The sequence below is a fragment of the Micromonospora sp. NPDC049081 genome, assembly GCF_040648835.1.
GTDB lineage: Bacteria > Actinomycetota > Actinomycetes > Mycobacteriales > Micromonosporaceae > Micromonospora > Micromonospora antibiotica.
The window spans coordinates 54,193-66,308 of record NZ_JBEZEK010000033.1 but is presented as its reverse complement, the minus strand read 5'-3'; the positions used below and the strand labels follow the sequence as shown (position 1 = coordinate 66,308).

Genomic DNA, 12,116 nt, shown 5'->3' with positions numbered 1-12,116 from the left:
CGGCCCGCCGTGAGGGCCACGGTGGTGCCGGGCCGGGCCCCGGGGCCCGGCCCGGCGGCCCCGGCCGGGCCGGCCGGGAAGACGGCGGCGGCCACGGCCAGCACGCCGGTGAGCAGGATGGTGGGAAGACGACGCATGACGGCACTCCTTCGCAGGTACGGGTCTGTCGTGCTGTTGGTCTCCGCCCGGCCGGATTCCGTTCGTCGTTTTCCTGACAGGTCCCGGATGCCCCGGACGCCGGCAGCGGTCGATGCCGGTTACCGTGCGGTGGGGGTGGGGCGATGAGCACTCCGGCGTGGATCGGCTCCTACCGGATCGAGCGGCTGCTCGGCGTGGGCTCCTTCGCGACCGTCTGGCTCGGCCACGATCCGGTCCTCGACTCCCGGGTGGCGATCAAGGTGCTCGCCGAGAACTGGAGCCACGACCTGCGGGTACGGGAACGCTTCCGGGACGAGGCCCGGCTGCTGCGGCGACTCGACCACCCCCGGCTGGCGCGGGTGCACGCGGTCGGTGAACTGCCCGACGGCCGACCGTACGCGGTGCTGGCCCTGGCCGACGGCGGCAGTCTGCGGGACCGGCTGGCCGCCGGACCGCTGCCGGTGCCGGTGGCCCTGGCCCTGCTCGACGAGATCGCCGCCGGGGTCGCCGTGCTGCACCGCCAGCGGGTGGTGCACCGCGACCTCACCCCGGGCAACGTGCTCTTCACCTCGACCGCCGACGGTGAGCGGGTGGTCATCGCCGATCTGGGGCTGGCCAAGGCGCTCGCCGCCGCCTCCGGGCTGACCGCCCGCGCCGGCACCCCCGGCTACATGGCGCCCGAGCAGGACGACCCCCTCGCCGTGGTGGACACCCGCAGCGACGTGTTCGGGCTGGGCCGGCTCGGCCTGCGGCTGCTCGGCGGCCCCGACCAGCGCGTGGCCGGGGTGCCCGCGCCGGTGGCGGCGGTGCTGCGGCGGGCCACCGCACCCCGCCCCGCCGACCGTCACTGCGACGCGGACGCCTTCCGGGCGGCGCTGCGCCAAGCCATCCGCCGGCCCGGCGACCCGGGCCCGGCGGGAGCACTGCCACCGGGGACCGGGTCCGCCGACGACGCTCCCCGCCCCGACCCGGCCGGCCGCGCTCTCCACCGTGACCGCGCCGACCGCGCCGACCGCGCCGACCGCGCGGGTCGGGCGGATCGGGTGGTGGCGGGGCCGTCGGGGTTCCGGCGGGGAGCGGCCCACCGGCTCCGCCTGGTCGGGGCCGCTGCCCTGGTGCTCGTCGCGGTGGGGGCGACCGCCGGCGACGCGGGTGCCCCCGCGCCGGACGCCGGGCGAGGTCGCAGCGGCCCGGTGAGCGTCACCCTGCCGGCCGGCTGGCGGGCCGCCGGGACGGGCTGGGCCGGCCGGTACGACGAGCGGGGGCGGCTCGAACCGGCGCTGGTCGTCTCGCCCGACCCCGGCCGGTGGGCGACCGACCCGACGGTGCCCGGGGCCTTCGTCGGGCTCTCCGCCGGCCTGGCCCGGCAGACCACCCCGGCAGACTTCGTCGCGCAACGCCCGCACGCCGACTGCGTGGCCGGGCCCGTGCGGCGCACCCGGCGGGGCGGCGTGGAGTGGGTGGTCGCCGGGTTCAGCTGCCCGGCGGGGCGTCCGGTGCTGGTCGAGGCGGCGGCCCGCGCCGGCCGCGACGGCCTGCTCTATGCGCAGATCGTCCCGCCCCCGGGCAGCGGGCCGGAGTTCGTCGACACGCTGCTGGCCGGGGTGCGGGTCCGCCCGGCCGACGGTTAGACCACCACCACCGTGACCGGATATGTCTTGCCGCCCTGCGGGATGGTCACCTGCACCGTGCCGGAGTGGACGAAGCGGATGTCCACCACCCCGGCCTCGTAGTGGCTGGAGACCAGGTCCTCCCGGTCCACCTCGACCTCGCCGGGCCCGATCCCCTGGATGCGGAGCACCCCGCCGACGCTCAGGCAGAGCGACTTCAACAGGGCCAACTCGGTGTCGGAGACCACCAGGTCGTAGCGGACCGGGCCGAGGCAGGCCTGCGGCCGGGGGCTCGTCGACGGCGGGCGGGTGCCGGCGGTCGGGGTCCGGCGTGGCGGCGAGGGGGTGTGCCGGGCCGACGGCGTGCTGACGGCGCTGACGACCGGGCCGGCCGAGGTGGGTGCCGCCGTGGCCGGGGCGGTCGGGGCGGTCGGGGTCGCGGGGGCGGCCGTCGGGGTCGGCGACCGGACCGGCAGCGGCGCGACCGGGGTCGGTCCGCAGGCCGTCACGGGTACGAGCGCCAGCAGGGTGATCAGCAGCCGGCCCGGCCGGGGGCGCTCACTCACCGGTCAGCCGTTGCCGGACCTGCCGGCGGGCCAGGTGGACCCGGGACTTCACGGTGCCCTCCGGCACGTCGAGCAGGGTGGCGATCTCCCGGTAGGGCAGGCCGAGCACGTCGCGCAGGGTCAGCGCCTCGGCGACCTCGGGGCGGACCGCGTCCAACGCGTCGAGCAGGTCGAGCCGGGTGCCGGCGACCACGCTGGTGCGCCGGGGGTCGGGTGGGTCGGGCAGCGGCACCCCGTCGGCCTCGACCTGCCAGCGTCGACGCAGTGCCCGGTAGGTGGAGCGGGCCCGGTTGGCGGTGAGCTGGTAGAGCCAGGTGTGGAACGACGACCGGCCCTCGAACCGGTCGATGCCCCGGGCCACCGCGAGCAGGGCGTCCTGGCAGGCCTCCTCGGCGTCCTCCCGGTGCGGCAGCAGCCGGCCGCAGAGCCGCAGCACCTCGGGGCGCACCGCTGTCAGCAGCGCGTCGAGGGCACCCGGCTCGCCCCGGGCGGCGGCGCCGGCCAGGTCGTCTATGTCGTTCGCGAGGAGCATTCCGGTCCCTGTCCGCCGTGATGTGGTGCCGTCGAGGCTATGTCGCGGCACCGGCCCGGCGGGTTCCCGAGTCGGCCAGCCGACCGATGCGGCCGACCGCCGGACCGCCGGACGGGGGAGCTCACCTGCGGCCGGCCGAGTTTCATGTCACACCACGCAAGTTTGCAGTGGCTGCATCTTTGTTCCTAGGCTCCAGCACATGACCATCGACGAAGGGCTCGGGCGGCGGGACCGCAAGAAGCGTCAGACCCGCGCCGCGTTGGCCGCCGCCGCGCTGCGCCTGGTCGCCGAGCGGGGGCTCGACCAGGTCACGGTCGAGGAGATCAGCGAGGCGGCGGACGTCTCCGCCCGGACCTTCTTCAACTACTTCGCCACCAAGGACGACGCGCTGGTCGGCGACACCGAGGGGGACCGGGAACGGGTGCTGCGGGCGCTGGCCACCGTACCGGCGCAGGTGCCGGCGCTGACGGCGATCCGGTCGGCCCTGTCCGGCGTGATCGACGAGGTGGAGGGTGACGCCGCGTTGTGGCTGCTGCGGATGCAGGTGGTGATGCAGCACCCGGTGCTGCTGGCCCGGCTGGTCTCCGGCAACGCGGCGACCGAGCAGGCCATGGTCGAGGCGCTCGCGGCGCGCACCGGCCATTCACCGGACGACGGCTATCCCGCCCTGGTGGTGGCGGTCACCGGAGCCGCGTTGCGGACCGCGATGGTCCGCTGGGCCACCGGCGGCGGGTCCCGCTCCCTGGCCGAACTGCTCGACGAGGCGTTCGCCGCCGTCGCCGCCGGGCTGCCCGACCCCCGTACCACCGACCAGCCCGGCGCGACCGCGCCGGGCGTGCACCGAACCCGGTAAGGAAACGTCAATGACCGCAACTGCCGCGTCGACCCCGCCCGAGGCGGGTGCCGGCCGGATGTCCCGCCGGGAGATCCTCCAGGCCCTCTCCGGCCTGATGGTCGGCATGTTCGTGGCGATCCTCGCCTCGACGGTGGTGGCGAACGCGCTGCCGCGCATCATCGCCGAACTCAACGGCAGCCAGACCGTCTACACCTGGATCGTCACCACCGAGCTGCTGGCGATGACCGCCACCGTGCCGCTGTGGGGCAAGATGGCCGACCTCTACAGCAAGAAGCTGCTCATCCAGCTGTCGCTCGGCCTGTTCGTGCTCGGCTCGTTGATCGCCGGGCTCGCCCGCAACGTGGAGACCCTGCTGGCCAGCCGGATCGTGCAGGGCGTCGGTGCCGGCGGGATGACCGCCCTGGCGCTGATCGTGATGGCGGCCATGATTCCGCCCCGGGAACTCGGCCGGTACGCCGGCATCTTCGGCGCCGTCTTCGGTGTCGGCACGATCGCCGGCCCGCTGATCGGCGGCGTCATGGTCGACACCTCCTGGCTGGGCTGGCGGTGGTGCTTCCTGATCGGCGTGCCGTTCAGCCTCATCTCGATCGTCCTGCTGCAACGCACCCTGCACCTGCCGGTGGTCCGCCGCCGGGCGCGCATCGACTGGTGGGGTGCCCTGCTGATCACCGCGGGCGTGTCCACCCTGCTGATCTGGTCGTCGCTGGCCGGACACCGGTTCGCCTGGGCCTCGGGTTGGACCGCGCTGATGGTCGTCGGCGGGCTGGTGCTGCTGGCGCTGGCGGTCTGGGTCGAGTCAAAGGTGCCCGAGCCGATCATCCCGCTGCGGATCTTCCGCAGCCGTACCGTCACGTTGACCACGGTCGCCAGCGTGCTGGTCGGGGTGGCCCTCTTCGGCGGCACGGTCTTCCTGTCGCAGTACTTCCAGACCTCACTGGGCAAGTCGCCGACCGTCGCCGGCCTGATGAGCCTGCCGATGATCCTCGGCCTGCTGGTCTCCTCCACCGTCGCCGGCCAGCTCATCACCCGGTTCGGCCGGTGGAAGGTCTACCTGGTGGCCGGGGCGGCCGTGATGACCGTCGGGATGCTGCTGCTGAGCACCATCGACGCCGACACCGGCGTACCGCTGCTCTCGCTCTACATGGCGGTGCTCGGCACGGGTGTGGGCATGCTCATGCAGAACCTGGTCCTCGCCGCGCAGAACGACGTGCCCGCGCACGAGTTGGGTGCGGCCACCTCGGTGCTGACCTTCTTCCGCAGCATGGGCGGGGCGATCGGGGTCAGCGCCCTGGGCGCGGTGCTGGCCAACCGGGTCACCGGGCTGATGACCGAGCGGCTCGGCCCGGCCGCGGGTGCCACCGGCGGTGGCACCACCGAGGTGCCCGACCTGTCCGCGCTGCCCGCCCCGGTCCTGGCGGTCGTGCGGGACGCGTACGCCACCGCCACCTCGGAGCTGTTCCTCATCGGTGCCCCGATCGCCCTGCTCGCCCTGGTCGCGGTCCTGTTCATCCGGGAGAAGCCGCTGCACGAGGTCAGTGGCGACGAACGCGCCGAGCAGGAGGCGGCGGCCCTGACCGCACTGCACTGAACGGTCGGCCGGCGGCACGGTCGGGCCGGGCCGGTGCGGCAGACGCGCTGGGCCCGGCCCGCGTCTCACGCGGTGGCGGGCCGGGAGCGGACCCGGCGCATCGCCACCACCAGCCACACCCCCGCCACGAGCGTCAGCATGCCGGAGAGCGCGACGATCCACGGCAGCCGGTCCGACAGCGTGGCGGGCAACCCCCAGGCCCCCCGGTCGTGGGGGAAGGTGATCTCGCCGGTGAGTTCGCGGTGCAGCCGTCCGCTCTCCAGTCGTAGCCGTGCCCGCCAGGGGCCGTCGGGGAGCTGCCGGCCCAGCAGGACCTCGGCGTGCGCGGTGCCGCCGGGCGGGACGGTGGTGCCGACGGTGACTCCGAAGGGGCCGGCGGAGAGTCCGCCCGGTCCGTCGGAGAGCCACAGCTTGCCGGAGAGATCCAGGGCGCGTTCCCCGGTGTTGCGGACCGTCGCCCGGACGACCGGCAACCCCTCCTCGGTACGCCCCGGCACCAGCTTGTCGATCGTGAAGTCCGACGGCGGCTCACCGCCCGGCCCGACGTCGAGGTAGATCCGGATGCCCGCCCTGTTGATCTTCTGCACGTTGCCCCGGGTGGGGTCGGGTGTCGCCGAGGCGACCGAGGCCCAGATCGCGCCGTACCGTTCGCCGCGTGGTGCCGAGGGTGGGATGTCGATGTTCACACGAAGCGTGGTGGTGCTGTACGGCGCGGCGACGAAGCTGGGTTGATCGATGTGGACCCACTCGGGCAGCTCGTTGGCGTTCGGGTCGGGTGACGGCACGAACTGGTTGTCCCGGATCTCCGCCGCGTCGACCGACATGGTGATCTTCTGGGGTCGGGGGGAGTCGTTGGTCACCGCGAAGCGCCGGCTCATGGTGGCGCCCGGCGTCAGGTGATCCACGATGTACACCCGGGCGCGGGGGTCGTCGCGCCGGTCGGCCGACGCCTCCAGCAGTTGGATGCCGATGCTGCCCGAGGGCTTTCCCCGCTGCTCACCCCCGGCGTCCCCGTCTCCCTCCGCTGCGACGGGGACACCGGTGGCGGCGAGGAACAGCGCGACGAAGAACGGCGCGAGGAGCACGCGCCACCGCAACTGTGTCGCCGGGGTCATCGGATCAGGCGACCGAGTGGGTGATCGTGCCGGTGAACTGCCCGGCGATGGCGGAGAGCGGAATGTCGATGGTGAGCAGCGGGTTCCAGGTCGCCGTGTTGTTCCCGGTGTCGGCGGGGAGCACGGTGTGGCTGAACGCGGTGGCGGAGGTACCCAGGGCGGTGCCGTCCGCCGGCGGGGGCGGGTCGCAGGGGCTCGCCTGGCCGGGCACGAAGGTGCCGCTGCCGGTGGTGGCGGTGGCGTCGCCCGAGCAGTAGTAGACGTCGCTGGCCGGGATGCTGGTGCCCGGGTCGGTGCCGGCGCCGGTGATGAAGGCGGTGCTGCTGACCGTGGCGACCCAGCTCGGGGTCGCGCTGGCCCGCAGGTCGTCGACGGTGATCGCGCCGAGCTGGCCGTACGCGTAGCCGCCGGGGGTGCCGTCGTTGGCCAGGTCCACGGTGTCCGGCACGGTGATCTGCAGGGCCCCGGCGGTGACGTCGAAGGTGACAGTCGTGTCGCACGGGTCGGGCGTCACACAGGTGCCCGCGTACGCGGGGGTCGCCGTCAGCACCCCGGCCACCAGTGCTGCCGCCCCTGCCGCGGCGGCGAATGCGAGTCCTCGTCTCATGCTGTCTCCTCTGGATGTTTGGGGATTTGCCGTCACCAGACTAGGAACAGCATGGGCTTTTGTCCGCTACAACCGCATTTAGCAACAAGTGGGCCCGATGACCGTTCCGATGTCGCCGACCGGCCGCGGAAGGCGCCGGGTGCGGGCGGGTGGCCGTGCCGGCGGTGGCCGTCGCGGTGCGGTCGGTGATCGTCGGCGTTGCCGGAGCCGACACCCCCGCGGGTTCGGCGGGGCGGCGGGGGCGGCCCGGTAGGGTGGGCCGGTCGTGCCTGTTCCGCCTTGATCGACCTTCACCGGGGGCTCACGTATGAGCGATTCGTTCGCGCATCTGCACGTGCACACCGAGTACTCGATGCTCGACGGAGCGGCCCGGCTGAAGGACCTCTTCGCCGAGGCCAACCGGCTGGGGATGCCGGCGGTGGCGATCACCGACCACGGCAACATGCACGGCGCGAACGACTTCTACAAGCAGGCCATGGCCGCCGGGATCACCCCCATCCTCGGCGTGGAGGCGTACGTCGCGCCGGAGTCGCGCTACCACAAGGCGCGGGTCAAGTGGGGCCGGCCGGAGCAGAAGAGCGACGACATCTCCGGTAACGGCGCGATCACCCACAAGACCATGTGGGCGCGCAACGCGCAGGGCCTGAAGAACCTGTTCACCCTCAACTCCCGGGCCTCCATGGAGGGCCACTACGTCAAGTGGCCCCGGATGGACATGGAGCTGATCGCCGAGCACGCCGAGGGGATCATGGCCACCACCGGCTGCCCGTCCGGTGCGGTGCAGACCCGGCTGCGGCTCGGCCAGTTCGACGAGGCGCTCAAGGTCGCCGCCGCCTACCAGGACATCTTCGGCAAGGAGAACTACTTCCTGGAGATCATGGACCACGGGCTCTCCATCGAGCAGCGGGTCCGTGAGGATCTGATCACCATCGCCCGCAAGCTGGACATCCCGCCGGTGGTCACCAACGACTCGCACTACACCCACGAGGCGCAGGCCGAGGCGCACGACGTGCTGCTCTGCGTGCAGACCGGCAGCAACGTCGCCGACCCGAACCGGTTCCGCTTCGAGGGCGGCGGCTACTTCGTCAAGTCCGCCGACCAGATGCGGGCGGTCGACTCCTCGGAGTTCTGGCAGCAGGGCTGCCGTAACACCCTGCTGGTCGCCGAGAAGGTCGACCCGAGCGGGATGTTCGAGTTCCACAACCTGATGCCGCGCTTCCCGGTGCCCGAGGGGGAGACCGAGGAGTCCTGGTTCCGCAAGGAGACCTTCAAGGGGCTGGCCCGCCGCTACCCCGGCGGCATCCCCGAGGGCCACGTGGTGCAGGCCGAGTACGAGCTGGGCGTCATCAACCAGATGGGCTTCCCGTCGTACTTCCTGGTGGTCGCCGACTTCATCCAGTGGGCCAAGAACCAGGGCATCGCGGTCGGCCCGGGGCGTGGCTCGGCGGCCGGTTCGCTGGTCGCGTACGCGTTGGGCATCACCGACCTGGACCCGATCCCGCACGGCCTGATCTTCGAGCGGTTCCTCAACCCCGAGCGGGTCTCGATGCCGGACGTCGACATCGACTTCGACGAGCGTCGGCGCGGCGAGGTGATCAAGTACGTCACCGACAAGTGGGGCGAGGACAAGGTCGCGCAGATCGCCACCTTCGGCACGATCAAAGCGAAGGCCGCGATCAAGGACTCGGCCCGGGTCCTCGGCTTCCCCTACGCGGTCGGCGACCGGATCACCAAGGCGATGCCCCCGGCGGTGATGGGCAAGGACATCCCGCTCACCGGCATCTTCGACCCCAAGCACCCCCGGTACGCCGAGGCCGGCGAGATCCGGGGCCTCTACGAGTCCGACCCGGACGTCCGCAAGGTGATCGACACCGCCAAGGGCATCGAGGGGCTGATCCGGCAGACCGGGGTGCACGCCGCCGGGGTGATCATGTCGGCCGAGCCGATCATCGAGCACATCCCGCTGACCCGCCGGGACGCCGACGGGGCGATCATCACCCAGTTCGACTACCCGACCTGCGAGTCGCTCGGGTTGTTGAAGATGGACTTCCTCGGCCTGCGCAACCTGACGATCATCGACGACGCGGTCAAGAACATCCAGCTCAACCACGGTCGGGAACTCGACCTGCTGGGCCTTGAGCTGGACGACAAGCCCGCCTACGAGCTGCTCGCCCGGGGCGACACCCTGGGCGTGTTCCAGCTCGACGGCGGGCCGATGCGTTCGCTGCTGCGGCTGATGAAGCCGGACAACTTCGAGGACATCTCCGCCGTGCTGGCGCTCTACCGGCCGGGCCCGATGGGTGTCGACTCGCACACCAACTACGCGCTGCGCAAGAACGGCCTCCAGGAGATCACCCCGATCCACCCGGAGCTGGAGGAGCCGCTGCGGGAGATCCTGGCGCCCACCCACGGCCTGATCGTCTACCAGGAGCAGGTGCAGCGCGCCGCGCAGATCCTCGCCGGTTACACCCTCGGCCAGGCGGACCTGCTGCGCCGGGCGATGGGCAAGAAAAAGAAGGAGATCCTCGACAAGGAGTTCATCCCGTTCCGGGACGGCTGCCGCGAACGCGGCTACTCCGACCAGGCCATCCAGGCGGTCTGGGATGTCCTGGTGCCGTTCGCCGGGTACGCCTTCAACAAGGCGCACTCCGCGGCGTACGGCCTGGTGTCGTACTGGACGGCGTACCTCAAGGCGCACTACCCGGCCGAGTACATGGCGGCGCTGCTGACCTCAGTCGGTGACGACAAGGACAAGATGGCGCTCTACCTGTCGGAGTGCCGTCGGATGCGTATCCAGGTGTTGCCGCCGGACGTGAACACCTCGGCCGGCCCGTTCACCCCGGTCGGCAAGGACATCCGCTTCGGCCTGGCCGCGGTACGCAACGTCGGGGCGAACGTGGTCGCGGCGATCATGCGGTGCCGCGAGGAGAAGGGCGAGTACGCCGACTTCTACGACTTCCTGTCCAAGGTCGACGCGGTGGTCTGCAACAAGAAGACCATCGAATCGCTGATCAAGGCGGGTGCGTTCGATTCGCTGGGGCACACCCGCAAGGGCCTGCTCGCCGTGCACGCCGACGCCATCGACGCCTTCGCCGACGTCAAACGCAAGGAGGCCGTCGGCCAGTACGACCTGTTCGGGGCGGGCTTCGGTGACGCCGACACCGGCAGCACCACCGTGATGCCGACCATCGGCGACGCGGAGTGGGACAAGCGGGACAAGCTCGCCTTCGAACGCGAGATGCTCGGCCTCTACGTCTCCGACCACCCGCTGTTCGGGCTGGAACACGTCCTCGGCGCGGCGGCCGACACCACCATCGCCGCGCTGTCGGAGGAGGGCACCGTCCCGGACGGGGCGGTGGTCACCCTGGCGGGCATCCTCTCCGGCGTGCAGCGCCGGGTCACCAAGCAGGGCCGGGCCTGGGCGTCGGCGGCCCTGGAGGACCTGGCCGGCGGCGTGGAGACGCTGTTCTTCCCGAACACCTACGAGGTGATCGGCCAGTACATCGCCGAGGACGCGATCGTGGTGGTCAAGGGCCGGGTGGACCGGCGTGACGACACCCCCCGGATCATGGCGATGGACATGTCCATGCCGGACGTCAGCAGCACCCCCGGCAGTAAACCGGTGACGCTGACCATCCCGGTGCACCGCTGCACGCCACCGCTGGTGGAACGGCTCAAGGAGACCCTGGTGCTGCACCCGGGCGACACCGAGGTGCACGTCAAGCTGCTCAACGGCGGCAAGGTGACCACCCTGCGGCTCGGGCCGTTCCGGGTGGCCGCCACCACCGCGCTGATGGGCGACCTCAAGAGCGTCCTCGGCCCCGCCAACGTCAGCTGACCCGCCGGCCGGTCAGCTCACGTCGGTCGGCGGCAAGATCGTGCTCGATCCTTGTTCCGGTGGTTTCCCCCTGCGCGGATGCCACTACAACAAGGATCGAGCGGCCGGCGCGTCGTCCCGGCACAGCAGCGCGGCGCTCGTCGCACCGACCGGTCGGTCGTCACTTGCCGCCGGTGACGATGCCCGGGTTGATGCACAGCCCGGGGGTGGAGCCGTTCTTCTCGGCGATCTCCAGGCAGCGGGACACCTTGTCGACCTTGGCGTTGGTCTCGGTGATCTGCTTCTGGATCTCGGCGTTCTTGCGGTCCTGTTCGAGGTTGCGGGTCTGGGCCAGCTTGTCCTGGAATGCCTTGATGTTGCCCTCGGTCTTGTCGTCGTGGTTGACCCGGGTGATGGTGACGGACAGGATGTCGACGTCGCCGGAGAGCCGGCCCTCGGCGTTGCCCCGGATGCCGTCGGCGAACGGCTTGAGGTCGACGTTCAGGTTGCCCGTCCGGGCGTCGATCTTCTCCAGCGGGTTGTAGGTGGCGAAGGCGTCGTTGACCGCGCTGTCCAACTGCACACCCACCCGCTGGCCCCGGAAGCTCTCGAAGTCGCCCTTGTAGTCCATGAACTGCTTCGGCGCGTTCTCGGGCTTGACCTGCCACTCGATCAGCACTTCCACGCAGGCGTCGGCGAGGGTGCCGGTGCGGACCCGGACACACTGGTCGCCGCCGATGTGGTCGTACTTCTGCCGGCCGGCGTCCCACTCGCCGACCTTCTGCCAGGGGGCGACCCACTTCAGACCGGAGCCGGTGACCTCGCCGGTCGGCTTGTTGAAGCTGGTGACGATGCCGACCGAGCGGATCGGCACGGAGTGCGCGCTCGCTCCCACGCCGAAGAGCACCGTTCCGGCCAGGCAGCCGAGCGCGACCAGCGCGGCGATGCGCTTGACGCCCGGGTTGCGGGCGATGAGCGTCACCGCGCCGGCGACCGCCAGCCCGATGGCGAGAATGACGGCGAACGTGAAGCCGACCGGCATGGAGGATCACCCTTCCGGGTTGGTCACAATGTTGATCTTCAACCTAGGGCACCCTGTCAAGCCCGGACCAGCGCTGTGGCCTGCCGAGGCTCCCACCGCTGCCGTCCCGACCGACCCAGGACCACGACCACGACCTGGACCCGGACCAGGGCCCGGACCCGGACCAGGGCCCGGACCCGGACCAGGGCCCGGACCCGGACCAGGGCCCGGACCCGGACCAGGGCCCGGACCCGGACCCGGACCAG

Annotated in this window: 9 protein-coding genes; 4 read left to right on the top strand and 5 right to left on the bottom strand. The window is 71.9% G+C overall.

The annotated features are described in order from the left end of the window. The first annotated feature begins 281 nt into the window (after positions 1–281). On the top strand, positions 282–1,769 hold the full coding sequence (locus AB0B63_RS29680) for a serine/threonine-protein kinase (RefSeq protein WP_357024736.1): 1,488 nt from the start codon (positions 282–284) through the stop codon (positions 1,767–1,769). Here the strand turns inward: AB0B63_RS29680 and AB0B63_RS29675 are convergent. Together AB0B63_RS29675 and AB0B63_RS29670 are read right to left on the bottom strand one after the other, a co-directional pair. Continuing rightward, positions 1,766–2,314, bottom strand: a complete 549-nt coding sequence (locus tag AB0B63_RS29675; RefSeq protein WP_357024733.1) for a hypothetical protein — start codon at positions 2,312–2,314, stop codon at positions 1,766–1,768. The two genes, AB0B63_RS29680 and AB0B63_RS29675, sit on opposite strands and share 4 nt — an antisense overlap. Further along, positions 2,307–2,846: an RNA polymerase sigma factor gene (locus tag AB0B63_RS29670; protein WP_208569443.1), complete on the bottom strand. Its 540-nt coding sequence runs from the start codon at positions 2,844–2,846 to the stop codon at positions 2,307–2,309. The genes AB0B63_RS29675 and AB0B63_RS29670 overlap by 8 nt, the downstream gene beginning before the upstream one ends. Positions 2,847–3,045: 199 nt before the next feature. Here AB0B63_RS29670 and AB0B63_RS29665 point away from each other — a divergent pair, with 199 nt between their 5' ends. Next, positions 3,046–3,699 carry a TetR family transcriptional regulator gene (locus AB0B63_RS29665; protein ID WP_357024730.1) on the top strand — a complete coding sequence of 218 codons (654 nt, stop codon included), beginning with the start codon at positions 3,046–3,048 and terminating at the stop codon, positions 3,697–3,699. A gap of 10 nt (positions 3,700–3,709) precedes the next feature. Further along, complete coding sequence (locus tag AB0B63_RS29660; RefSeq protein ID WP_357024727.1) at positions 3,710–5,290, top strand: MDR family MFS transporter; 1,581 nt, start codon at positions 3,710–3,712, stop codon at positions 5,288–5,290. Positions 5,291–5,355: 65 nt separating this feature from the next. Here the strand turns inward: AB0B63_RS29660 and AB0B63_RS29655 are convergent, their stop codons facing one another. Both AB0B63_RS29655 and AB0B63_RS29650 read right to left on the bottom strand, forming a co-directional pair. Then, entirely contained in the window at positions 5,356–6,405 is a 1,050-nt protein-coding gene (locus AB0B63_RS29655; RefSeq protein ID WP_208569445.1) for a hypothetical protein, read from the bottom strand. Positions 6,406–6,409: 4 nt separating this feature from the next. Further along, entirely contained in the window at positions 6,410–7,012 is a 603-nt protein-coding gene (locus AB0B63_RS29650) for a hypothetical protein (protein WP_208569446.1), read from the bottom strand. A gap of 307 nt (positions 7,013–7,319) precedes the next feature. Between AB0B63_RS29650 and dnaE the strand changes: the two genes are divergently transcribed. Further along, positions 7,320–10,850, top strand: a complete 3,531-nt coding sequence (gene dnaE / locus AB0B63_RS29645; protein ID WP_357024723.1) for a DNA polymerase III subunit alpha — start codon at positions 7,320–7,322, stop codon at positions 10,848–10,850. Between the two features lie 160 nt (positions 10,851–11,010). Here the strand turns inward: dnaE and AB0B63_RS29640 are convergent, their stop codons facing one another. After that, positions 11,011–11,871: an SPFH domain-containing protein gene (locus AB0B63_RS29640; protein WP_208569448.1), complete on the bottom strand. Its 861-nt coding sequence runs from the start codon at positions 11,869–11,871 to the stop codon at positions 11,011–11,013. Positions 11,872–12,116: the final 245 nt, after the last annotated feature.

What these genes read in the sequence shown, in the direction of transcription:
- AB0B63_RS29660 (WP_357024727.1), top strand. Translation starts at nt 3,710, where the DNA reads ATGACCGCAACTGCCGCGTCGACCCCGCCCGAGGCGGGTGCCGGCCGG.
- AB0B63_RS29650 (WP_208569446.1), bottom strand. Translation starts at nt 7,012, where the DNA reads ATGAGACGAGGACTCGCATTCGCCGCCGCGGCAGGGGCGGCAGCACTG.
- AB0B63_RS29655 (WP_208569445.1), bottom strand. Translation starts at nt 6,405, where the DNA reads ATGACCCCGGCGACACAGTTGCGGTGGCGCGTGCTCCTCGCGCCGTTC.
- AB0B63_RS29665 (WP_357024730.1), top strand. Translation starts at nt 3,046, where the DNA reads ATGACCATCGACGAAGGGCTCGGGCGGCGGGACCGCAAGAAGCGTCAG.
- AB0B63_RS29680 (WP_357024736.1), top strand. Translation starts at nt 282, where the DNA reads ATGAGCACTCCGGCGTGGATCGGCTCCTACCGGATCGAGCGGCTGCTC.
- AB0B63_RS29640 (WP_208569448.1), bottom strand. Translation starts at nt 11,871, where the DNA reads ATGCCGGTCGGCTTCACGTTCGCCGTCATTCTCGCCATCGGGCTGGCG.
- AB0B63_RS29670 (WP_208569443.1), bottom strand. Translation starts at nt 2,846, where the DNA reads ATGCTCCTCGCGAACGACATAGACGACCTGGCCGGCGCCGCCGCCCGG.
- dnaE (WP_357024723.1), top strand. Translation starts at nt 7,320, where the DNA reads ATGAGCGATTCGTTCGCGCATCTGCACGTGCACACCGAGTACTCGATG.